Annotated in this window: 16 protein-coding genes; 12 read left to right on the top strand and 4 right to left on the bottom strand. The window is 70.7% G+C overall.

Going from position 1 to position 22707, the window contains the following annotated elements; translation table 11 throughout:
* Positions 1-20: 20 nt before the first annotated feature.
* A complete protein-coding gene (locus tag OHA84_RS34315; protein WP_266973823.1) occupies positions 21-2639 on the bottom strand; it encodes a SpoIIE family protein phosphatase/ATP-binding protein in 2619 nt (872 codons plus the stop codon).
* 422 nt (positions 2640-3061) lie between these two features.
* On the opposite strand from OHA84_RS34315, the gene OHA84_RS34320 reads away from it, so the two are divergent.
* The 3 genes from OHA84_RS34320 to OHA84_RS34330 all read left to right on the top strand — a co-directional run bounded on the left by OHA84_RS34320 (position 3062) and on the right by OHA84_RS34330 (position 9429).
* Positions 3062-4210 carry a PP2C family protein-serine/threonine phosphatase gene (locus OHA84_RS34320; RefSeq protein WP_266967870.1) on the top strand — a complete coding sequence of 383 codons (1149 nt, stop codon included), beginning with the start codon at positions 3062-3064 and terminating at the stop codon, positions 4208-4210.
* A 360-nt stretch (positions 4211-4570) separates the two neighbouring features.
* Complete coding sequence (locus OHA84_RS34325; RefSeq protein ID WP_266967868.1) at positions 4571-9157, top strand: RICIN domain-containing protein; 4587 nt, start codon at positions 4571-4573, stop codon at positions 9155-9157.
* Positions 9154-9429: a hypothetical protein gene (locus tag OHA84_RS34330; protein ID WP_266967866.1), complete on the top strand. Its 276-nt coding sequence runs from the start codon at positions 9154-9156 to the stop codon at positions 9427-9429. The genes OHA84_RS34325 and OHA84_RS34330 overlap by 4 nt, the downstream gene beginning before the upstream one ends.
* A gap of 184 nt (positions 9430-9613) precedes the next feature.
* On the opposite strand, the gene OHA84_RS34335 is transcribed toward OHA84_RS34330, so the two are convergent.
* Positions 9614-10693: a PP2C family protein-serine/threonine phosphatase gene (locus OHA84_RS34335; RefSeq protein WP_266967864.1), complete on the bottom strand. Its 1080-nt coding sequence runs from the start codon at positions 10691-10693 to the stop codon at positions 9614-9616.
* 294 nt (positions 10694-10987) lie between these two features.
* Between OHA84_RS34335 and OHA84_RS34340 the strand changes: the two genes are divergently transcribed.
* The 6 genes from OHA84_RS34340 to OHA84_RS34365 all read left to right on the top strand — a co-directional run bounded on the left by OHA84_RS34340 (position 10988) and on the right by OHA84_RS34365 (position 16165).
* Positions 10988-12076, top strand: coding sequence for a PP2C family protein-serine/threonine phosphatase (locus OHA84_RS34340; RefSeq protein ID WP_266967862.1), 1089 nt, complete (start codon positions 10988-10990; stop codon positions 12074-12076).
* 56 nt (positions 12077-12132) lie between these two features.
* The gene (locus OHA84_RS34345; protein ID WP_266967860.1) at positions 12133-12975 is read left to right on the top strand and encodes a hypothetical protein; all 843 of its coding nucleotides are present in this window, start codon (positions 12133-12135) and stop codon (positions 12973-12975) included.
* 245 nt (positions 12976-13220) lie between these two features.
* On the top strand, positions 13221-13841 hold the full coding sequence (locus tag OHA84_RS34350; protein WP_266967858.1) for an endonuclease: 621 nt from the start codon (positions 13221-13223) through the stop codon (positions 13839-13841).
* 200 nt (positions 13842-14041) lie between these two features.
* Entirely contained in the window at positions 14042-14365 is a 324-nt protein-coding gene (locus tag OHA84_RS34355; protein WP_266967856.1) for a plasmid stabilization protein, read from the top strand.
* A 180-nt stretch (positions 14366-14545) separates the two neighbouring features.
* Entirely contained in the window at positions 14546-14848 is a 303-nt protein-coding gene (locus tag OHA84_RS34360) for a chaplin family protein (protein ID WP_266967854.1), read from the top strand.
* Positions 14849-14902: 54 nt separating this feature from the next.
* Positions 14903-16165 carry a hypothetical protein gene (locus OHA84_RS34365; protein WP_266967852.1) on the top strand — a complete coding sequence of 421 codons (1263 nt, stop codon included), beginning with the start codon at positions 14903-14905 and terminating at the stop codon, positions 16163-16165.
* Positions 16166-16471: 306 nt separating this feature from the next.
* On the opposite strand, the gene OHA84_RS34370 is transcribed toward OHA84_RS34365, so the two are convergent.
* Both OHA84_RS34370 and OHA84_RS34375 read right to left on the bottom strand, forming a co-directional pair.
* On the bottom strand, positions 16472-17488 hold the full coding sequence (locus OHA84_RS34370; protein ID WP_266967851.1) for a hypothetical protein: 1017 nt from the start codon (positions 17486-17488) through the stop codon (positions 16472-16474).
* 108 nt (positions 17489-17596) lie between these two features.
* A complete protein-coding gene (locus OHA84_RS34375) occupies positions 17597-18211 on the bottom strand; it encodes a hypothetical protein (RefSeq protein WP_266967850.1) in 615 nt (204 codons plus the stop codon).
* Between the two features lie 571 nt (positions 18212-18782).
* Between OHA84_RS34375 and OHA84_RS34380 the strand changes: the two genes are divergently transcribed.
* The 3 genes from OHA84_RS34380 to OHA84_RS34390 all read left to right on the top strand — a co-directional run bounded on the left by OHA84_RS34380 (position 18783) and on the right by OHA84_RS34390 (position 22705).
* Positions 18783-20588 (top strand): sodium:proton antiporter, encoded by a 1806-nt coding sequence (locus tag OHA84_RS34380; RefSeq protein WP_266967849.1) that lies wholly within the window; start codon positions 18783-18785, stop codon positions 20586-20588.
* Between the two features lie 118 nt (positions 20589-20706).
* Entirely contained in the window at positions 20707-22011 is a 1305-nt protein-coding gene (locus tag OHA84_RS34385; RefSeq protein ID WP_266967848.1) for a DUF2254 domain-containing protein, read from the top strand.
* A 133-nt stretch (positions 22012-22144) separates the two neighbouring features.
* On the top strand, positions 22145-22705 hold the full coding sequence (locus OHA84_RS34390) for a potassium channel family protein (RefSeq protein ID WP_266967847.1): 561 nt from the start codon (positions 22145-22147) through the stop codon (positions 22703-22705).
* Positions 22706-22707: the final 2 nt, after the last annotated feature.

Genomic DNA, 22707 nt, shown 5'->3' on the forward strand with positions numbered 1-22707 from the left:
CCTGTCGTACCGGCTGATGCTCAGAACCCGTCCTCGCCCCACCCGGCCAGAAGCGCCTCCGCGAGATCCATCGCGGGCGGTGCGGTCTCTTCCTGGAGGGTCTGCTCGCTCCAGATGATCTTGCCGCGAGCGGTGTAGCGGGTGCCCCAGCGCTCGGCGAACTGCGCCACGAGGAACAGGCCGCGGCCGCCCTCGTCGGTGTCCTCGGCCCGACGCAGGTGCGGGGAGGTGCTGGACCCGTCGGAGACCTCGCAGACCAGGCTCCGGTCGTACAGCAGCCTCACCCGGATGGGCTCGGTGCCGTAGCGGATGGCGTTGGTCAACAGCTCGCTGAGGATGAGTTCCGTGGTGAAGGCGATGTCCTCCAGGCCCCAGTCCGCCAGTCTGCGGGCGCAGGCGTTGCGCACCGGGGACACCGCGGCGGGGTCGGGGGACACGTCCCACTCGGCGATCCGCGCGGGGTCCAGCCGGCGGGTGCGGGCCACCAGCAGCGCGACGTCGTCGACGGGCCGGGTGGGCAGCATCGCGTCGATCACCGCGGTGCAGGTTTCCTCGGGGCTGCGGGCAGGCCCTGCCAGGGCGGCGCGCAGCGCCGCGTGGGCCGCGTCCGGATCGCGGCCCCGGCTCTCGACCAGCCCGTTGGTGAAGAGGGCCAGCCGGGAGCCCTCGGGCAGCGTGATCGTCATGGTCTCCATGGGCAGACCCGCGCCCAGACCCAGCGGCGGGGAGACGGGAACGTCGGGGAAGGACACGGTTCCGTCGGGGTGGACCAGGGCGGGGCCGGGATGCCCGGCGGTGGCGGCCGTCACCTGCCCCGAGACGGGGTCGTAGATGGCACACAGACAGGTGGCCCCGGTGATCCCCTGCCACTCCTGCTCGTCGGTGTCGATGTGGGCGACCAACTCGTCCAGGTGGCTCAGCAACTCGTCCGGAGGCAGGTCGAGGGTGGAGAAGTTGTACACGGCGGTGCGCAGGCGGCCCATGGTCGCGGCGGCGTGCAGACCGTGGCCGACGACGTCGCCGACCACCAGGGCCACTCGGGCGCCGGGCAGCGGGATGACGTCGAACCAGTCACCGCCCACCCCGGCACGGGCGGCCAGGTAACGGTGCGCGACCTCGACGGCGGACTGCTCCGGTACGCGCCGGGGAAGCAGGCTGCGCTGCAGGGTGACGGCCATGGTGTGCTCGCGGGTGTAGCGGCGGGCATTGTCGATGGACAGCGCCGCCCTCGCGGTCAGCTCCTCCGCGAAGGACACGTCCTCCTCGTCGAACGGCGGGGAGTCCTCGCCCCGCCAGTAGCAGGTCATGCCCAGCAGCACGCCCCGCGCCCGCAGGGGCACGGAGATCAGGGAGTGGATGCCGCGGTCCAGGATCTGCCGGGCATTCGCCTCGTGCTGGGCCCGCCAGCGCTGGGAGGCCCGCAGGTCCGCCTCCAGGACCGCGTGGCCGCCTGCCGCCCCGGGGGCCATGGGGCCGGTGGGAGCGAACCGGATCAGCTCGCCGACGGGGGACAGCGGGTGGTTGCCGTCAAGGCCGACGACGGCGGTGCGGCGCATCTCGGTGCTCGCCTCGGGCGGCTCCTCGCCGCGCAGTACCGGGTCCAGCAGGTCGACGGTGACCACGTCGGCGAACCGGGGGACCGCCGCCTCCGCCAGTTCCTCGGCGGTGCGCTCCAGGTTCAGCGTCGTTCCGACCTGCACCCCCGCGTCGTACAGCAGGTTCAGCCGCTCGCGGGCCATCTCGGCCCGCCCGGACAGCGCCCGCAGTTCGGTGGTGTCCCGCAGCGTGACGACGGTCCCGGCCTTGCCGTAGGGGGCGGTGCGCCGGATGTTCACCGCCAGCAGCCGATCGGCCGCCACCTGCAGCTCGTCGGTCGCGGAACGGCCCGAGGCGATCGACTCGGCGATGCCCTCCTCCAGACCCAGGTCCGTGACGGGGAGTCCCTCCGCGTGCACCGGCAGGTCCAGGAGTCTGCGCGCCTCGTCATTGGCCAGCAGCAGCCGCCCGTCACCGCCGACGATCAGCACGCCCTCGCGTACCGCGTGGAGCACCGCGTCGTGGTGTTCGTACATTCTGGTCATCTCGGCGGGTCCCAGGCCGTGGGTCCGCCGCAGCAGCCGACGGCTCACCAGGGCCGTCCCACCCGCGGAGAGGATCAGTACCACGGCCGCACTGCCCAGGACGACCGGCAGCTGCCGGTTGACCATGCTCTGTACGTTCTGGACCGTGACCGGGGAGGTGACGACGGCGATGACGCGCCCGTCGGGGTCCTTGACGGGAACCACCGAGACCACGGACCGGCCGAGGGACCCTTCGAACGTCTCGGTGAAGGACTTGCCTGCCGCCGCCTTGGAGAAGGGGCCGACGACGTGCTTCCCGATCTGCCGCGGATCACTGTGGGTGAGCGTGACGCCGTCGAGCGTGTACACGTTGATGCCGTCGACCTCGGCGATCCTCCGGGCCGCCTCCGCGCTCGGCTGGAGCACCGCGCTCGGATGGGCGCTGCGCAGGGCCGGGACGATTCCCGGGGACTCCGCGAAGGTTCCGGCGGCGGCGAGCGTCCGGTGTCGGGCGTCCAGCATCGCGGAGCTACGGGCCTGCACCACGAGCGCCCCCACCGCGGCGGCGACGAGAAGCATCACGACGGCCAGCTGGAGCAGGAACACCTCGCCGGCCACGCTGCGCACGCTCAGCAGGGAGGACAGACGCTGCGGTCTGCGGACCCTTCCCTTGGGGGGCCGGACGTGCTCCTGATCCACCGGGCGGTGTCCTGACCGGGGACGGCGCGGGGATGCGGAAAAGATCGCGGTGAAGCCGAGGAGTCGGCGCCGGAGATCTCCCAGGAAAACGCCCATGCTTCAGTTTCCAACCTCTTCGGGTCGTCGGCAGCGGGGAGCGAAGGTCGCCGAGCCGCGGCGATCTTGGTACTACCGCGCAGAGGCGGGGTGCGGCGGCGCCTCGCGCCGGGGATCCGGGCCGCCACCACGGCGGCGACCGGGCCCCCCACGAGGCCGGTCGACCTGAGTGGCGGCCATGCGTCCGGGCAAGGCAGGCTGTACTCATGAGAGCGCCCTTGCGCTCGCCCCCGGGACCGGGAGCCGGCGGCCACCACCAGGTCCTTTTCGCCCTCGCGGAGTGCCTGCCCTTCGCACTCGCCCTGCTGGTGCTCCTCGTCGAGCTCACGCCCGCGCACGTCCTGTACACCGGACCCCTGCTGGTCGCGACACCCGCTCTGGCGGCGGTGACCATGGGCCCCAAGGGCACGCTCGCGGCGACGGGAGTGGCCGTCGGGGTCAGCGTGGCCACCGCCACGCACAACCATGCCTGGGGTGGCCAGCAGGTCTACACGAACTTTCTCGCCCTGTTCCTGGTCTCGGTGGCGAGCTTCATGACGAGCCGCACCGCCCGCACGCGCCGGGAGAACGAGCTCAACCAGGTCCGCCGGATCGCCACGGCCGCCCAAGAGGTCCTGCTGCGGCCGGTGCCGGCAAGGCTCGGCGCCGTAAGGGCGGCCAGCCTGTACCTGGCGGCCGAGAAGGGCGCGCAGATCGGCGGTGACCTGTACGAAGTGGTCCAGACCCGGTACGGGGTCCGGATGATCGTCGGGGACGTCCGGGGCAAGGGACTGCCCGCCGTACGGGCCGCCGCGATCGTGCTGGGTGCGTTCCGGGAGTCCGTGCACTACGAGGAAGACCTGGTGGAGGTCGTCAACCACTGCGATGCGGCCCTGCGGCGCGATGCCGCCGTCGCGGGCGCGGCCGGGGCCGACGGCGACGACATCCTCCTCGAGGGGTTCGTCACCGCCCTCGTGGCCCAGGTCCCGGACAGCCCCCACGTCGAGGTGATCAACCGCGGCCATCCGCCGCCGTTGGTGCTGCGCGACGGCACGGTCCGGTCCTTGATGCCCACCGAACCCTTGCCGCCGTTGGGGCTCGCGGAGTTCATCGGCGGACCTCCCGGGCGAGTGGACAGCCATCCGTTCGCACCGGGGGACAGGCTGCTGCTGTACACCGACGGCGTCATCGAGGCCCGTGACCCGGGCGGCACTTTCTTCGACCTGCCCGAGGCCGTGGTGGGCATGCGCGACGACACCCGGGAGGAGTTCCTGGAGGGGCTGCGCCAGGCATTGCTCCGCCACACAAAGGGTCGCCTCGCGGACGACGTGGCGGTCATCCTCGTCGACCGGCGCGAAGCCGAGGGGCAGGGGTAGCCGAGGGGCAGGGGTAGGGGCCGGGGTTCGCCCAACGGGCTCGGAACCAGGTGCTGTTCGTGGACCGACAGGAGATCACTCGCCGCAGCGATCACCAGGGGCTATGGTGATCGTCGCGCGCATGTGACGAGTGCCTTCACACCTTCGTCATGACATGTGCGCGTCAGTCGGCGGCCGGGGGGAACGGCGCTGCCAGGGGGAGGGATGGTTCTGTCATGCCGCGATACCGGCTCGTTGTGAACGCCGCTTTCGTCGCCGCTGCCCGCTGCCCGCTGTCCCCGTCCCCGCGCCGGGACGCCCGACTGACCCGCTCGTACCTCCACCCCTTCGGGCAGTCACCTCCGCCTGCCCTCGCTCACGATGAAGGAATCCCCTTTGCGTTCCCGACCAGGGTTGTTCAGACCCAGATCACGAACAACATCAGCCACTCTCACCTCTTTCGTCACATCGGTCGCGGTCCTTTCCGTCGTCGTCGGTGTGGCCGTGCAGCCCGGAGCCCTCGACCAGCTCACCGGACAGCGCATGGCCAAGGCGGGGGACGACTACGACTGGTACACGGACACCGCTGCCGAACAGTTGCGGCAGGACCAGTGCCTGATGGCCGATGTGCTCCGCCTGGGTGGGCCGTCCATGGCCACCACCGCGCAGGACGGCCTCAACCAGCCGCAGGACAAGCTGCACGAGCTGGCCAACCGACAGCACTGGCAGGACACCCCGCTCGCGCAGGCCTACAAGAAGGACCGGGACGCGGCGTCCAAGGAGTTGGACGCCCTCAACGCCGTCCGGGACACCTGGAAGAAGCCGCTCGACGGCCTTGAGACCCCCGGTGGCTTCACGGTGACCGGCTTCCACTGGCCGCCGGGTACGAGTGACGGCAAGGAGGACTTCTACGGTCAGACCGGTCTGACCACGTGGGTCGCCGATCGGTTCTGGAAGAACGACAGCGACTTCTACGAGGACCCCACGCCCAAGGCCGACGCCGCGACGGTCAAGGCCCTCAAGGACATCGGCGCGCCGCTGTACGGCGCGGACCCCAGCACGCAACTGCCCGAGTGGGAGCGGCAGCGCGCGGAACACGGCGCGTACGAGCACCTGTCGGACTGGTCCCTGGAGCCGACGGGAGCGGACAACGCCCGCCTCTTCCTGGCCTCCGGCGGCTTCGCGCGTACCGCGCCGCAGCCGGGCACGGCGGAACACCGCATCGCGGTGGAGGACCTGAAGACGCGGTTCGCGTCCTGTGCGTGGCGGGACCCGATCGACCCGAACAAGGTCCGGGGCGACGTCTCCACGACGGCCGCCGCGGAGTGGCAGCAGGAGATCGCCTCCCAGACGACGCAGCGCAACCAGATCCTGGCCGCGAACAAGAGCGCGACCACGTCGCTGGCCACCGGCTCCAAGGCGCTGGGAGACCTGCTGGGCCACTCCTGGGTGAGTGACCGTCTGGTTCGCTGGCAGGACTACTGGTCCGCGGGCGGACTGGGGTGGATCGGTGACAGCCCGGTGGCCATTCAGGTACCGGGTGCGCCGGGCAGTTGCCTGGACGTCCAGGGTGGTGCCAAGACCAACGGCACCCCGGTCCAGGTCTACACCTGCAACAACGGCGCGGCGCAGCAGTGGACGCTCGAAGGTGGCGAGGACGATCTCCACATTCGCAACGTCGGCTCGTCCAAATGCCTGGACGTGGCCGGCAACAAGTCCGCGAACGGGACGAAGATCCAGATCACGGACTGCTACAGCACTCCCGGACAGTCGTGGAAGGGAGACGCACGGGCGTCTTCGCCGCTGAAGAGCGTGTCCACGGGCAAGTGCCTGGACCTGAGCGCGTTCACCAAGAGCACGGACACGCGGCTGTGGGACTGCAAGGACGCCAGTGCGCAGAAGTTCCTGATCAAGCCGTCCGGTCACAAGGGCACGGACAGCCTCTCCTACCCGGACAAGGCACAGTTCGACAAGGCGAAGAAGGGTGTCACCGACACCCAGGCGGCGGCGAAGAAGCAGCTGGCCGCGCTCAAGGTGCAGCTGGAGAGCGCCAAGAAGTCGGCCACCGCTTCCGACGCCGCCGAGCAGGCCGCCTACGGGATCGCGGACGCGGCCGGCGCTCCGCGCGGCCGTGGTCTGCTGGTGGGTCAGCAGAAGGCTCAGGTCACCAAGGGCGCCGTTGCCGCGCTGACGGCGATGGTGAAGGCCGGTGAGACCGCCGAGGCGGCCACCCGCGCCGCGGTCGGTGACAGCGACACGATCGCGCAGCGCGCGCTGGCGCAGGCCGCGCAGGTCAACGCGGAGTTCCGCAAGGAGGCCGCGCACATCGCCGAGTTGCAGGCGAAGGCCGCGGCGGACGCGGCGAAGGCGCACCGGGACAACGCCAAGAAGGACAAGGAGACGGCGGAGGCCAAGCTCGCCGTCACGCTGAAGGCGGAGGCGGACGCGAAGGCGGCCGCTGCCGACGCGCACGCCAAGAGGCTCGCGGCGGAGGCCGAGGAGAAGACGGCCAAGGCGGAGAAGGACACCGCCGCCGCCAAGCAGGCCGAGGCGAGCCAGTACAAGCAGACCGCGCAGGCCGAGGCCGCGAACGCCCAGGACGCCAAGGGCAAGGCGGAAGCGGCCGAGGCGACCGCCGTCGCGCGGAAGAACGACGCGGTCACGGCCCGGGACAACGCCAAGGCCAAGCGGGATGACGCCTGGGACGCCGAGCAGAAGGCCGACGCCGCCCGCGCCAAGGCGGACGCGAAGGACGCCTACGCCCACTCCCTGAAGGCGGGCGAAGCCGCGGACGCCGCCCGCGCTTCCGCCAATGAGGCGGACAAGCACGCCGACGACGCCGAGGCGGCCGCCGGCCGGGCCCGTACCGCGGCGGATGCCGCCACCCAGGCGGCGGCTCAGGCGGACGCCGCCGCGACCCGCGCCGAGGCGGCGGCCAAGCGCTCCCGTGCGAACGCGGACGCCGCCCAGGCCGCCAAGCTGAAGGCCGACGCCGCCGTGCGGACCGCCACCAGCGCCGCCGCCGACGCCATCAAGGCGTCCGAACACGCCTCCGCGGAGGCCAGGACGGCCGTTGCCCTGGCCGCGGAGGCCGAGAAGCTGGCCAAGACCGCCAAGACCCAGGCGGACGCGGCCGGCAAGGAGGCCGTCAAGGCAGTGCTCGCCTCGGCCAAGGCCGCCGGCTACGCCCATGTCACCGCGCAGGCCGCGGTGGACGCCGGCAACGCCGCGGCCCAGGTCGCCAAGCCCGCCAACGACGCCATCCAGCTCGGCTCGCCCTACGTCACCACCGACTCGGCCGCGAGCCTCGTCGTGCTGACCGGGCAGGCGTCGAAGACGATCGCCGAGCAGCAGAAGGCCGTTGCCGACGCCCACGCCAAGAACGCGCAGGACGAGGCCGCGGCCGCCAAGAACATCGCCGACCAGGCAACCGGCGACGCGAAGATCGCCTACCAGTACGCGGCCAACGCCGCCACCCACGCGGCCAACGCCCGCACCTACGCCAAGGAGGCCCTGGGCTACGCGGCCGACGCCGCGGCGGCAGCCGCCAAGGCATCGGCGTCACTGGCCCGCACCGTCGAATACGACCAGAAGGCGACCGAGGACGCCGCCGCCGCGGACAAGGCCGCGGGCCGTGCCGAGGGCTACGCCAAGCAGGCCCGCGAGTCGGCGGACCAGGCGGCACTCGACGCGTCGGCAGCCCGCGCGGCCGCGGCTCAGGCGGAACAGGACGCCAAGGACGCCCGTGCGGCGGCCGACCGCGCCGCCGTCGCCGCCACCGAAGCCGAACAGGCCGCGAAGGACGCCGACAAGTACGCCAAGGAAGCACAGGAATCCGCAGACAGGGCCGAGAAGGCTTCCAAGGGGAAGCAGATCGAGACCGGAACCGTCCCCGACGGAGCCGGCGGGTCCATCGGCAACACCTTCTACGTCATCGACCACACCGAGCGGATCGGCAAGCCCAAGACGCTGAAGCAGACGGCCGGATGCGAAGGCGTGATCGACGCGCTCTTCTACCGGGGCGACTGCACGATGACGGTCGAGATCAGGTACAAGGCGTACCTCGACGTGTACCTGTGCGCCGCGAAGATCTCGAACCCGTCGAGGTTCACGTGTCCCGCGAGCGAGACGCTGTATCTGGGGCTGTTCCCGAGCGAGGAAATGACCCAGGAGGCCACGCACACCATCACGATGGCCGAGTACCAGGCGGGCATCGATCCGGTCGACATCCTCTTCGGGAGCTGGATCCAGTGCTTCGAGAAGTTCGCGTCCGGATTCGAGCGCGGTAGTTGGGGCGGTTGTGCCTGGGCGGCCCTGGACGTCGGGCTCCTGTTCGCGGGCAAGATCCTCGGCCCCATCGCGACCGCGGCCCGGGCGGCCGATGCCGCCGTCATGACGGGCATCGGATTCGCGGACGCCTACAAGGCCCTGCGGACTCTCGGTGTGTCCGAAACGGCGATATCGGGTATCACCAGCAGGGCTTTCAAGAAACTGCGCGAAGCCTGCGAGAAGGCCGGCCGGCCCGCTGCGAAGAGTGCGTTCCGAGCGAGCGCGAAGAGCAGCCAATCCGCCAACCCCGGTTGCACCGAGTGGGCGAACGACTATGGCAGTAAGAGCCATGGGATCATGGGTTCAATCGACAGCGACGGGATCCTGAATCTCATTGTTCTCGCTGAAGAGGACTTGACCCCGACCGGCAGTGTGATGATCGCCGAAGTGATGGAGAAGATCGGCGGAAACGCAAAGGGGATACGCGGTACCTGGTTGGGGGGTGGTGACATGAAGGACAACCTGGACAGCTTCAACGCTGGTATACAGAGCCTCATGTTGAGCCCGGAGGAAGCGGCACGACTGACCTTCACGGGTAAGATGGCCGCCAAGTACGGATTCACCGGGAAGGTTGACATCGTGAAGACGGTGGGAACTCCCGGGAATTACACCAAGGTTGAGGTTGTGTTCTGGAAATGAAAGACCCCAAGTCGATTGCGCTCGGCGTTCGCGAACGTGCGATACGCGGTGACGACGCGGTTGACATCGCACTGTGGGTGAAGGCGGAGCTGGGGAACGAAACCACCTTCTTCGCTTTCGTGAGCTGCTTCTTCCACGGACTGGGAGTTCCTGTCCACGCGATCAGGGAACTCGAGGGGTGGAATGGCGTGGGGGGTGATCGGGACGTGTCGGACGCGGACGTGAGGGCGAGTCTCGATCCCTACCTGGTGCCACTCAGGCAGCAGCGGTAGATGCAACCGGGGCATCGGGTCTGGGATCAGGCCCTTCGCCCGCACTGCGGCCATGGGCCGCAACAGACGTGGGCCGCATCGATACGGTGCGGCCCACAGCCGTCCTCCGGTTGCGCGGCCGGGAGCGCCCCGATGGCGTTCCGGTCCGCGGGAAGCCCGATGTCACCGACCGGACGCGGCGCGGCTACCGTGCGCGTTCCCCCGCGGTCCGAGCCATCGGTGAGTCGTCGCCGGGGCGCGAGACGGTGGCACGTACGACCAGCACGGCTGCCGTGTCGTCGTCCAGTCCTTGCGCGCTGAACCGGTGAAGGTCGGCCGCGAGCCGGGGCAGCACCTCGCGGTCCGCCACCTCCCGCCAGGCCGATACGCGTTCGACGAGCGGGTAGAAGGCCCCGGAGGCATCGCGGGTTTCGCTGACGCCGTCGGTGTACATCAACACGCGGTCACCGACATCGAAGGGGACTTCCTCGACGATGTGGTCGTCCTCGACGCTGACCGGGAGGTGGACGGGCAGGGACGGCTGGGGGAAGTCGACATACCGAGCCGCCTGGGTGCGCCCCTGGCGGACGGGCGGCGGGTGACCGCAGCTGAGCAACCTCATCACGGGACGGTCGGAGGGGATCTCGGCGAGGATCACCGTGGCGAAGCGGTCGGCGTCGTCGATCCCGACGCGTGACTCGTGGTTGCGCATGCTGGCCTCAAGCTTGCGCGCGATGGCCGCCAGGTCGGGTTCCGTGTAGGCGGACTCCCTGAAGGAGCCGAGGAGCACAGCCGCGGCCTCGACCGCCCCCAGCCCCTTGCCCTGCACGTCTCCGATCATCACCCGCACCGCGCCTTCCACTTGCAGCGCCTTGTAGAAGTCGCCGCCCAGGTGGGCGCCCGCCACCGACGTCTCGTACAAGAGGTGGAGGTCGACGCAGCCCAGATGTTCGGGCAGCGGGTGTTGGACGGCGCGCTGGGCCACGTCCGCGACCCTTTGGAGGTGCCGCAGCTCCTTCTCTCGCCGCTGTCGGACACTGCTGGACCAGGCTGCCACCACACTGATCATCCCGACCAGGACGGTGAACGACAGGGCGGCCCGAACGACGGGCTCTCCTCGGTCGGCCTCCAGGGCGGTCAGCACCACGATGGAGGCCGCCCCGAACGCCATGGTCCCCCAGACCCCCCAGCCCACCGCGGCCAGTCCGGGCACCACGTAGAGGAACGCGCCGTAGTGATCCTCTCGGGGCGTCGCGAAGTCGGTGACCGCCGCTGCCACGATCATGACTCCGGGGAGCAGGCGGACCGCGCGGTACCGGGTTCTCGTGTTGCGAAGAAGCTCCACCATCTGATCTTGAGCGCCGCCGCAGGCGTGTGCCGCCCGCCACGCCGCCGGGGAGGCGGCGGGCCGGGCCTCGGGAAGCGGGTGGCGTGCCGGCGATGCGCAGCGCCGAGCCGTACACGGCCGACCGCATTCGATCGCACGTTCGACCCAAGAGGGGAGTGGTGGACCGCCTCACTTCCGCGAGCCGTGTTCGTCAGAGCGCTGTGCCATGATTACGCGGATATTGTGGGAAACGTGACCGAATCTGGGCGGCCGTGGGTCCGCCGGCGCGACGGCCGGGGGTGGTTCGTGCGGCTGTCGCCGGTCATCCTGACCGTGGTGATCGCGAGCCTGGCTTACGCCACTCCACCGGAAATGGCCTTCAGCCGCCTCCTGCCCGCGGCGCCGGCCCTGGCTGCCGCCATGTGGCCGGTCCTGCCCACCGTCCTGCTCGGGACGGTCTGCCTCCTCCTGATGATCGGCCTCGGCCTCGTCTTCCCCGATCTGGGAACGTGGTGGACAGCCGCGGGGATCATCGCGGTCACCGTGGCCGCCGCGTACGGAAGCCACGTCCGGCTCCAGCGCGAGCGCACCCTCTTCCAGGTGCGACTCGTCGCCGACGCGGCGCAGCAAGTGGTGCTGAGCCCCATGCCACGGCGCATCGCGAGCATGGAGATCGAGTCGCTGTACCTCGCCGCCGCGGCGGAGGCCCGCATCGGCGGGGACTTCTACGAGGTGGTCGACACGCCGTACGGGGTCCGGCTGCTCATCGGTGACGTGCGGGGCAAGGGCCTGCCGGCAGTGGGAGCGGCCGCGGCGATCGTCAACGCCTTCCGCGAGGCGGCCTTCGACGAGACCGACATGATCAACGTCGCACGCAGGCTGGACGCCAGCAGCACCCGCTACAACGCCGCCTTTCCACCCGAAGGGCCGATGGAGCGCTTCGCCACCGCCCTTCTCGTGCAGATCCCGCACGCGGGCAGACGTATCGACATCCTCAACTGCGGACACCCCCCGCCACTGCTCCTTCACAGCGGGAGCCTCCGCGTCCTCGAGTCAGCCACCCCCTCGCCGCTGCTCAGCCTCGCGGAGCTCATCGGCGAGCACTACAACGTCGACACCTTCGACTTCGACCCCGGCGACCTGCTGCTCCTCTATACCGACGGGATCGCCGAGGCCCGCGCCCGCGACGGCGAGTTCTTCCCGCTGGCATCCTGGATGCGTCGACAACCCCCGACGCCGCCCCGCGAACTGCTCACGGCTCTTCACCGCGACCTCCTGCACTACAGCAGAGGACGTCTGGACGACGACATCGCCGCCCTCGCCGTACGCCTGCGCGGGTGAGGCGAGGCCGCGTTTCGCTGTCCGTCGGGGTACCCACCCGGGGCTAGGCTCGGGACGTGGGACAGCCTGAGCAGCGCGCCGAAGGCGCGGGACCCTTCACCACCCGGCGCACCTGGCACCGCTCCGACGGGGGAACCGTCGTGTGGGAGTCGCGGGCCGCCCGCAGGCGTGGGGTGCTCTCGGTGCGGGGCCCGGGAGACACGGCCTCCGTGTCCGCGAGTGCCGATGCCGCGGCCCTCGGGCGCCTTCGGAGGCTGAACGCCCTCGCCTCGGGCGCGTTCGTCATCGGAGGGGCGCTCTTCGCCCTCGGAGCCGCAGTGGCCCAGTTCGGATCGGGCGACGCGGCCGAGAGCGCCACCATCTACTTCGCCGGCGGTCTGTTCTTCAATCTCGGGGGCTACACCTCCCTCCTGCAGACCCTGAACGCGCCTCGCCACTCCGAGGAGGACGGTCGACTGGTCACCGCCGACTGGAGGTGGTGGGGGTACGAGCCGATGCGGTTGGCCTGGCTGAGCACGTTCGTACTGTTCGTGGGGACGCTCGTGTTCGGCGTCAACCTGCTGGACTCCTTCCTCCAAGGACTCACCGCTCAGCAGACCAACCGGCTCATCTGGGCTCCTGACGTGGTCGGATGCGTGCTCTTCCTGGTCTCGGGTCATCTCGCGTTCGTCGAGATCTGCCACAGGTCCCGGCCATGTCTGCGTTCGCGGAGTCTGGGCTGGTGGATCGTCGCCGTGAACCAGCTGGGGTCGGTGCTCTTCATGCTCTCCGCACTGGCCGCGTTCACCCGGCCGGCCACCGGAAGCCTCGTCAACGCCGACATCGCGAACTGGGGGACGTTGTCCGGAGCCCTGTGCTTCTCGTTCGGCGGAATGCTCCAGGCCATCGAACGACCGTAGGAGACGGGTGCACGGCCGAACCGACGGTACGAGCCGGAAGCGATGGACGGCCGCAGGTGACCGACGGGCCGGGCCATGGAGATCGCCGCACGGGCGTCGGCGTCCCCCGGCCCTGGCGGGCAGCCCGGCAACGAACCGGTCGAGGTGCACGCGATCCCCGCGGACCCCACCGAGGCCTGAGGCGCCCGGACCCGGGTAGGGGAACCGGGGGAGCCCGCACCGGCCGGACGAGAGCGAGGCCCGTCATGACGCAGCGCGTCACGGTGAGTGAGTTGCAGTCCGAACACTGGCGGACCCATGCCGAGGAGGCGGGAATCCGTCTGGGGAACACACCCATGCCGCTGTACCAACTGCTGACGCTCTGCGTGCTGTTCTCCGTGCGCATCAAGGCGGACATCGCGGTGGCCGCGGCCCGCGAGGTGTTCGCCGCAGGGTGGCGCACGCCTCGGGCCATGGCCGCCTCCTCCTGGCAGGACCGGGTGGACGCGCTGGGTCGCGCCCACTACCGCCGCTACGACGAAAGCACCGCGACGGCGCTGGGAGAGGGCGCCGAACTCGTCCGCGACCGGTACGCCGGAGACCTGCGCCGACTGCGCGGGACGGCCCGCGAGGACCCCGGCCGCATCCGTGAGCTGCTGCGGGAAGTCCCGCGGATCGGTCCGGTGGGCGCCGACATCTTCTGCCGCGAGGCGCAGGGCGTCTGGCCCGAGCTGCGCCCCGCCTTCGACCGACGTGCTCTGCGCGCCGCTGCCGGGCTGGGACTCCCTCGCACACCCGAGGGCCTGGCGCGTCTCGTGGGCGCCGAGGACCTGCCCAGACTCGCGGCCGCCCTGGTCCGCTCCGACCTCTCCACACCCCGGTCCTGACCGGTCGCGCACGGCGCATGACCCGAGTGGACCCGGCCCGCTCGCGGCCGACGCCGGGGCCCATCACGCTGCCTGTACGTGCGCGCCTCGGGCCGGATCGCCCCCTCGGAGACGGTGTGATTCGCCCTCGCCCGGGCAGACGCAATGCGCCTCCGGTGGATCCGCCGCCGGAGCGGTACGTGACGAGTCGAGGAGTGGCCATGCCCCGCGGATCCAGCCCGAAGCGCGAACGTCAGTACGAGCACATCAAGGAGAGTGCCGAGCAGCGTGGCGAGAGCACCAAGCGCGCCGAGGAGATCGCCGCGCGCACGGTCAACAAGGAACGAGCCCGCGCCGGCGAATCGAAGACCGCGAGCCGTTCGTCCACACACGACATGTCCTCCTCGAAGCGCGGCGGCCGGCGTTCCCACAGCGGATCGCAGGGCCCGACGAAGGAGCAGCTGTACAACGAGGCGAGGCAGCGGAACATCGAGGGCCGCTCCAAGATGGACAAGGCCGAACTCAAGCGGGCCCTCGGCACATGAGCACGGGCGAGTCCGAACCACGGCCCTGATGGCGCGCCGAGGGCTCCAGCGGCCCGGCGATGAGTGCCCAGGTCCTCACGTGCCCAAAACGCACCCGTCTCGTTGATCTTGGAGCGGTCCGGGGTTTCCGGCCTGCGGGTTCGAGTCCCGGGCCGTGGTCCCGGGCGGAGGAGGGTCGTGATGGGCATGGAGACGTCGGGCTGCCGCGGTGGGCGTACGGGCGCGCGGGCCGTGGTGCTGGGTGCGGTGGTCGGGGCGGCGCTGCTGCCCGTCGCGGCCGCGGAGGCGAGTGTCGTGGGGATCGGGAACGCCACGTTCGGCAACGCGTGCGTCAACCAGGGCGGTTCTCAGGCCGCGGGTTCGGCCGTGGCGGGCAGCGGAGCCGTGGCCGGCAATCACGGTGCTCTGCCGCTGGATCTGACCCGAAACCACTGCGGCAGCAGTGGCATCGTCTGCACGGCCTTGTTCCGGCCGAGCGTGTGACGAGGCAGTAGCAGCGGGGGCGGGTGGCGTGGGTTCGGTCGGGCGGAGGACACGGTGGCGTTGACGAGTACCCGGCTACAGGACCGGGCGGTGGTCGAGCTGTTGTCCCTGAGCGGCCGCGCCCTGCCCATGCTGGAGGGGTGGGTGGCCGCAGATCCCGACTGTGGTCTGGCGCGGGCGTTGTTGACACTGGTGACCGCCGACAGTCTGGACGACGCCCGGCTGAAGGAACAGCTGGTGATCGCCCACCGCGACGCGCAATCGGCCGGTGAGCGGGAGACGAGCCTCGTGTACGGGGTGTACCTCCATACCCATCGGCAGTACCGGATGACGGCCGACCACCTGACCGGGCACTTCGAGCGCTGGCCCGCCGACGAGCCGGCGGTACTGATGCTCGATGCCTTCGCTTCCTGCGGCGACGCGGTCTACCGGGCGCACGGCGAGGACCTGGTGGAGCGGCAGCAGGCACTGGCCGGCCCGGACAACTGGCCGTGGACGGGCTGGCTGGCCGCGACCCGAGCCGAGCAGGGACGGGTACGGGAGGCGCACGAGCTGGCCGAGCGCGCGCTGGCCCTCCACCCCCGCTCGGGAGTGGCCGCGCACGCGCTCACCCACGCCGAACACGAACTCGGCGTCGGCCACACCACCAACGAGTTCCTGGACCAGTGGCTCGCGGCTGATCCGGACGCGGTCCAGACACGTCACCTGAACTGGCACGCGGCCCTCCGGTCCATCGCCCGAGGAGACTTCTCCGACGCCCGCCGACGAGCCGACACGGCACTGGCACGCACCGACGTCGGCATGCGCGCCGCGACCAACTGGCGCCTGCTCCTCGCCGGCCGGACGCCCGCCGGCCGAAGCGATCCCGCACACGTACGCGAACTCCTCGCCGCACCCGGCGGGATGGCGGAGATCTTCCACACGTTCAACCTGGCCCTGGCCCTGGCCGTGGAGGCCGCGACCGAGGACCTGCACGTGCTGGCCCGCAGGGCAGCCGCCGACGCGCGTGGCGACTACCGTGAAGTACTCGCCCCCGTCGTCCAGGCTCTGGCGGAGATCACCGCGGGGCGACCTCGTGTGGCAGCGGATCTCCTGACCGCCTTGGGCGAGAAGGCCGAGAGGATCGGGGGTGTGCGGGTGGAGCGAGAGATCATCCAGGACACTCTCGCCCGGGCCCTCGTCGACGCGGGCGACCCCGCCCGGGCCGCCCGCCTGCTGCACCACCGCACCACCCACCGCCATCACCACGCCTACGAGACCCTCCTCCTGACCCGGCACCCGGCGGGCGTCCCCTGGCCACGTACACCCAGCGCATGAGGGTCCCCGCCGCCGCTCCGGGATCACCGGCGCCGCCGGGGAAAGCGACGGGTACACCCGCGCCCTGACCGCGGCCGGGACGCTCGACCGGTGAGGACCGTCCGGCCGCCGACTGAACCGGAGACGTTGCTCTGTTCGAGTGCGCTGATGGTTCGCAACCGGGTGGTTCACGGACGTCTGGTCGGTCGACATCGTCACGCCGGACTGGAACAAGACCACGTACGACGTCGACGCTGTTGGGCCTTGGGCAGCGTCCCCGCCCCCCGGACATCCCGCCACCCGATGCCGACGCGTCACCGACTCGGGTCACCGGCAGTATCCCGCCCGCAGGAAGCCGCGTTGGCCCGGAGTCCCCAGGTCCAGCGGGATGTCGACACGGCTCGGCAGGTCGGTGAACCGCGCGTTCGGCAGGATGAACTCGCGGCCGGTGTACCTTTCCCGCACGCTCTGCCGGTCGGCGGGCCGACAGACGAACGGATTGGCGTACGTGTTGTACCCCAGCCCCACACCCGTGTTGAGGAACCCGGCGTCCTGGCACTGGTACAGCGCGCCCCGCAGTGCCGAGGCGTCCCGGTCGCCCCGGTAGCGCGTCTGGAAGTTCGCGAAGCACGTCCTGGAGTCGGCGCCGTCGTACGGGGACGGGCCGGCGGCCGCCAGTGCTCCGAGGAAGGAGCGGTTGCAGCCGATCTCCGCCGAGGGAGCCTCACCCGCGAGCAGCGCGTCACGACGGCAGCCGGTGACGTCCTCGAACGCCCCGACCACGTCCTTGTCCCGGTTCAGCCGGGAGTACGCGACGACCAGGTCGCGCTGGGCGGCGAGCGGGTACGCCCTCGTCGTACCGAACTCCTCGTCGAGCAGCCGGAACCAGGTCTCGAAGGCCGGCACCTGCGCACGGACGCCGTCCGGCAGCGTGTAGACCTCCAGATCGGTGGGCGTCGACCAGTCCTCCAGTCCCGGGTAGCCGACGTAGGACAGGACCCCGATTCCGACCTTGGCGGGCTGGTCGCCGTACCGCGCACGCAGCTTCAGGTACTGCTCGAGGTTGGTGCTGGAGCCGGCCCAGGCATAGCGGAAGCCACTCGGGTACAAGGAGGTCTGGTCCCGGGCGTGCGTGGTCCCGAAGAGGGAGGGTGCCACGCACCGGACCTCTCGCGCCTCCCAGGCGGCCCGGTACTCGGCCGGTGTGGAGACGCACGGGGCGGCGGGGTCGCTCGCGCCGTCGCGGGAGAGCGAGAACGCGTTCGGCGCGCCCAGGAGGAGTACTCCCGTCACGAGGGCGGCCAGCGAACGGGCACGCGATCCGAGGGATCGTTGTCTCTTCATGGGGCTCAGTCTCGAAACGGGCGAGAGGTTCCGCCGGCCAACTGCTCCACCCAGCCCAACCGGCCATATCACCAGGTCCGACGCGCGGGCGGACGAACCCACGGGCCGTCAGGCGAACACGTTCACGGCGCGGGCCACGACGAGGCCGAGGATGAGCAGGGAGACGAGGGCCTGGAGGCCCATGGCGATCTTTGCCCAGGAGGCCAGCGGCATGACATCGGTGGGGCTGAAGGCAGTGGCGTTGGTGAGTGCGAGGTAGAGGTAGTCGACGTAGCGCGGTCGCCAGTGCGTGGCATTCAGTTCGGGGCTGAGCTGTTGAGGAAAGGCGAGCTGCGGGGTGACCGGCATGCGGTGTGCGCGAGCGGCGGCACCGCCACTGTCGAGCTCGAAATACATCAGCGAGAACGCGAGAATCGTGCAGGCCCAGACCGTACCGCCCGCCTGCAGCAGGCTGGCCGCGGAATCGGTCTCCTTTCCGCCGTGGATCAGGTCGTCGACCAGCCGGATCGTCGACCACACGGCACTGCACGCCAGCACGCCGACCAACGCGATCGAGGCGGCGCGCAGAGCGGTCGAGCGCCGGCTGATCCGGCCGGGGTCGCCCGCGATCAGCGCCACCAGAAGCAGTCCCTCGACCACCGGAAGCACCCAGCCCGGCGCGAGACGCAGGTCGTCGGGCAGCAACAACGTCAGCACGATCGCCGCCACGACGGCGCCGGCCATGGGCCAGCGGGACTCACCTGCCACCACGTGGGTGTGCTGCTCCGCGTATGAACCACGAGCACCCTCTCGAGTCACCTGGGGCGCTCCTGACGGTTGCCGCGGTACGGCGCGCGGAGCGGAACCGCGCCGCGTCCTCCCCGAGGGCGCGGAAGCGGGACGGCTGGACGACTGACCGGTAGCGGACCGGAACGTCGGCGGTTTCGAGCGGCGAGCCACGGCATGGACAGATGGTCGCGCAGATCGCGCACCCGGCGGTGACGACGCGCCCCTACCCGCCCCCACTCGACGCAAGTCCGCTCGCCTTGCCCGGTGGCGTTGCCCCGGCGGCCGTCGTGCCGCCCACGGCCTCCGCGGACCCACTCCTTCACACCTGCGGCCCTCATGGCTCCGACCGGGCGAAGCGATCCACCGGCCGGCCGTACGGCCGCCCTTCCCGCATGCCATCCGACGCTTCGGGTGATTGCCTGGCCCCCTCCGCCGGTCCGACCGGGGTCAGGCGGACCGATGGCGCGCGGCAAGGAGGCAGCATGGTGGCTCGCACCATGGCCGCGCCGCGGCGCGGGGCGCCGCCGTGACCGATGACCAGATCCTCCTCGGGCTCACGCTCACCGTGCTGCTCGCGGTCGGCTCCCAGATCCTGGCCGCCCGGTTGCGCGTCCCCGCCCTGATCGTGCTCCTGCCGGTCGGCTTCGCAGCCGGAGCCCTCACGGATGTCATCCATCCGGCACGGCTGATGGGGGCCAACTTCTCGGCCCTGGTCTCGCTGGCCGTCGCCGTGATCCTCTACGACGCCGGTCTCGGGCTCAACGTGCGCAACCTGACCGGCCGGACCCGCTGGATCGTGGGGAGGCTGTTGCTGATCGGCATCCTCCTGACGTTCTTCGTCACCTCCGCGGTGGCACCGGCCATGTTCGACATGCCCCTCAGGGTGGCGTCGATGCTCGGAACGATCCTCGTCGTCTCGGGGCCGACCGTCGTGGGACCGCTGCTGGAGTTCGTGCGACCGACCGACAAGGTGCGGCGCATCCTGATCTGGGAGGGGACGCTGACCGACCCGATCGGCGGCATCCTCGGCGCCCTCGTCTTCCACGCCATCGCCACCACACACCAGGTCGACATCGGCCGGGGCTACCAACTGGGCCAGTTCGGCATCAGCATGGCGGTCGGTCTGGCCGGAGGGGCGGTGGGCACCGCCCTGCTGTGGCTGACCCTGCGTACCCTGCGGCTCGGCGGGGTGCTCGGTACGCTCGCGCAACTGGCCACCGTGATCACCGTCTCGGCGGGCTGCGACATCGTGCGCGACGACACCGGACTGATCGCCGCGATCGTCACGGGCCTGGCGGTCACGAACATCCGCGGCTTCGACATGCCGGCACGGCGTCCCTTCTTCGAGACGCTGATCCAACTGATCATCGGGCTGCTGTTCGTCTCCATCTCCGCTACCGTCACTCCGGCATCACTGGTCCCCGTGCTGCTTCCCTCACTCGCCCTCATCGCGATCCTCGTCCTGGTGGTGCGCCCGCTCGTGGCCCTCGCCGCCACGAAGGGCTCGGGCCTGACCTGGGGCGAGCGGGCCTTCATCGGCTGGATGGCCCCACGCGGCATCGTCGCCGCGGCCACGGCGTCCGCCTTCGCGGCCGGCCTCGTCGAACGGGGGGTCGCGGGAGCGGCCAGGATCCTTCCGGTGACCTTCCTGGTGATCGTGGGCACCGTCCTGCTGTACTCGCTGACGGCGGCGCCCGCGGCCCGTCGCCTGGGCGTCGTCAAGCCGACGGGCACGCGTCTGCTCCTGGTGGGCGGGGAACCATGGGTGGTCGACATGGGAAGGGCTCTGCGTACCGCCGGACTCGACGTGCTGATGTGGGCGGGGCTCGACGAGGAGAGGCGCCGCATCAAAGAAGCGGGGATCGATCTCGCGAAGGGGGAACTGCTGGCCACGGCCACCAACCCCGGGGCACGCCTGGAAGGGGTGACGGCCGTGCTCCTGGCCACCGACGACGACGACTTCAACGCGCTCGCCTCCGTCGTGATGGAGAGCAACGTCGAAGGACACGTCTACCGCGTCGGTCCGCCGCACGGCAGCCACGGTGTCGTCGCCCCCTACACCGGCGGTGACATCCTCTTCGGCACGGCGCTCGTCCGTCACGTGCTCGCACAGCGCTACGAGGAAGGAGCCCGCTTCGTGGTGCGCCCCGCGTCCTCGCCGCGCCCGCCGGCTTCCGAGACCCTCTTCGTGATCCGGGCCGACCGCCGGTTGGAACCGATCACCGAGCAGCAGCGCGTCACACCGCACGAGGGCGACAGCGTGGTCCTGCTCGTCCCCGGACTCTCCGCCGAGCCCGCCGGAGGCGCACCGCCGCCTCCCGCTCTACCGTGACCGTGAAGGTCGAGAAGTGTCCGTACAGGTCCGGATCCGGAGGATGCCCCGTGCGTGACGGCCGAGCACCGGTTCCACCGTCCGGAAGGGCAGGCGCAATGGCCGTCGTGAGCACACCGTGATCTCCTGGGCGTTCACGTTCAGGATGCGGCAGTACGTCAAGGCGAGCCTGTGGATCGTCCCCCTGTTCGGCATCATCCTGGGCGTCGTCCTCGCCGAATGCGCCATCGCCGCCGACAGGGCCGACTGGCAGCCGAACGGCTGGCGCTACTCGGCCACCACGGCGAGCGGCGTACTCAGCGCCATCGTCGGGGCGATGGTCGCGCTGCTCGGATTCGTCGTCACCATCGGTGTTCTGGTGGTCCAGCAGGCGACCGGCACCCTGTCCCCGCGCTACATGCGCCTGTGGTACCGGGACCGGCTACAGAAGGCGGTGCTGGCCACCTTCACGGGAACGTTCGCCTTCGCGTTCTCCCTTCTGCGCAGCATCGAGTCGAACTCCGTACCCGACCTCGGCGTCACCCTCGCCGGCGCGGCGGTCGCCGTCAGCCTGCTGCTCCTGCTCGTCTACCTCAACCGGTTCACCCACAACCTCAGGCCGGTGGCCATCGCCGACCTGGTCGGACGCCTGGGGGAGAACGTCCTGACGCACGGGGCCGCGGTCATCCGCGACGCCGAGCCACGCGCCGACGCCCCCCTACCGTCGGACGATCCGGTGATGAGCATCAGCTCCGAACGGGGCGGCGCCATCCAGGCCTTCAACGTGGCCGCGCTGGTGGCGGAGGCGACACGACACGACTGCACCTTCGTCGTACGACACCTGATCGGCGACTTCGTACCGCCCGGCACCGTCCTCGTGGAGGTCCACGGGGGCGAGCCGTCGCCCGATCCCGAGCACGTCGCCGGGCTCATCGCCCTCGGCGCCGAACGAACCATCGAACAGGACCCCGCCTTCGCCCTCCGGATCCTCGTGGACATCGCCATCCGGGCGTTGTCGCCCGCGGTGAACGACCCCACCACCGCGGTGCAGCTGCTCAACCACATCGAGTCGTTCCTGCACACGACGGGGAACAGCGAGCTTCCCGGCCGTTACGTGCTGGCCGACGACCAAGGCCGGCCGCGGCTCGTACTGCGGGGGCGCGACTGGGAGGACTACCTCCAGCTCGCCGTCTGCGAGATCCGGGAGTACGGCGCCTCGTCCGTCCAGGTCTGCCGGCGGCTCCGTGCCCTGCTCGAAGGCCTTCTCGACAGCCTGCCCCCGGCGCACCGGCCCGCTGTACGCGCGGAACTGGAACTCCTACGGGAAGCGGTGGACCGGAAGTTCGCCGATCCGGTCCGCCGCGCCCTCGCACACACGGCGGACAGCCAGGGCATCGGCGGCCGTCACCGGCCCGGGGAACGGACTCCGCGGGGCGATCAGTGATGCCGGGACGTGTCACCGCGGGGGCGCGAGCGGCCATGTCGGTGACCTCGTGGTGCGCCTGCCGCGTGACGGCAGGCGCGGCGGAGAGCTTGAGGGCGGGGTCAGTCGCACGCGTCGCGGTCCGGGTGGAGTGGTGAACGGGAACTCGGATGGTCACCGCCGGCAACTGCTGTTCGCCTGCGTGCGCTCGCTGGGCGCGGTCGCACTCCTGACGGCGGCCTACTACCTGCTGCCCATGGATTCGACGTTCACGACCACCACGGTTCTCGTGCTCGTCGGCGGCATCGCCGCTGTGGCGGCACTCCTGATGTGGCAGATCCAGACGATCGCGCGATCACCGTGGCCCGGGCTCAAAGCCATGGAGGGCATGGCGATCACCGTGCCGCTCTTCGTCCTGATGTACGCCGCGGCCTGCTTCCTGATGGAGCACAGCGCGCGGGGGAGCTTCAGTGAACCGCTGACGCGCACGGACGCGCTGTACTTCGCGATGACGGTGTTCAGCACGGTCGGATTCGGTGACATCACTGCGCGCAGTGAGCCGGCCCGGCTGCTGACCACGGGACAGATCGCCGTGAACCTGCTCCTGCTGGGCGTGGCGGCCCGGCTCCTCGCCAACGCGGTCCAGCGGGGGCGGCTACGCCGCGACCGATCGGCCGCCGCCGGCGAGAACGACGGCATGCCGCCCGCCTCCTGACC

This window comes from Streptomyces sp. NBC_00513, from assembly GCF_041431415.1.
GTDB lineage: Bacteria > Actinomycetota > Actinomycetes > Streptomycetales > Streptomycetaceae > Streptomyces.

Excerpts from the sequence above, each read along its gene's own strand:
- OHA84_RS34315 (WP_266973823.1), bottom strand. The coding sequence starts at position 2,639 with ATGCTTCTCGTCGCCGCCGCGGTGGGGGCGCTCGTGGTGCAGGCCCGT.
- OHA84_RS34320 (WP_266967870.1), top strand. The coding sequence starts at position 3,062 with ATGAGAGCGCCCTTGCGCTCGCCCCCGGGACCGGGAGCCGGCGGCCAC.
- OHA84_RS34325 (WP_266967868.1), top strand. The coding sequence starts at position 4,571 with ATGAAGGAATCCCCTTTGCGTTCCCGACCAGGGTTGTTCAGACCCAGA.
- OHA84_RS34330 (WP_266967866.1), top strand. The coding sequence starts at position 9,154 with ATGAAAGACCCCAAGTCGATTGCGCTCGGCGTTCGCGAACGTGCGATA.
- OHA84_RS34335 (WP_266967864.1), bottom strand. The coding sequence starts at position 10,693 with ATGATCGTGGCAGCGGCGGTCACCGACTTCGCGACGCCCCGAGAGGAT.
- OHA84_RS34350 (WP_266967858.1), top strand. The coding sequence starts at position 13,221 with ATGACGCAGCGCGTCACGGTGAGTGAGTTGCAGTCCGAACACTGGCGG.
- OHA84_RS34355 (WP_266967856.1), top strand. The coding sequence starts at position 14,042 with ATGCCCCGCGGATCCAGCCCGAAGCGCGAACGTCAGTACGAGCACATC.
- OHA84_RS34360 (WP_266967854.1), top strand. The coding sequence starts at position 14,546 with ATGGGCATGGAGACGTCGGGCTGCCGCGGTGGGCGTACGGGCGCGCGG.
- OHA84_RS34370 (WP_266967851.1), bottom strand. The coding sequence starts at position 17,488 with ATGAAGAGACAACGATCCCTCGGATCGCGTGCCCGTTCGCTGGCCGCC.
- OHA84_RS34375 (WP_266967850.1), bottom strand. The coding sequence starts at position 18,211 with ATGGCCGGCGCCGTCGTGGCGGCGATCGTGCTGACGTTGTTGCTGCCC.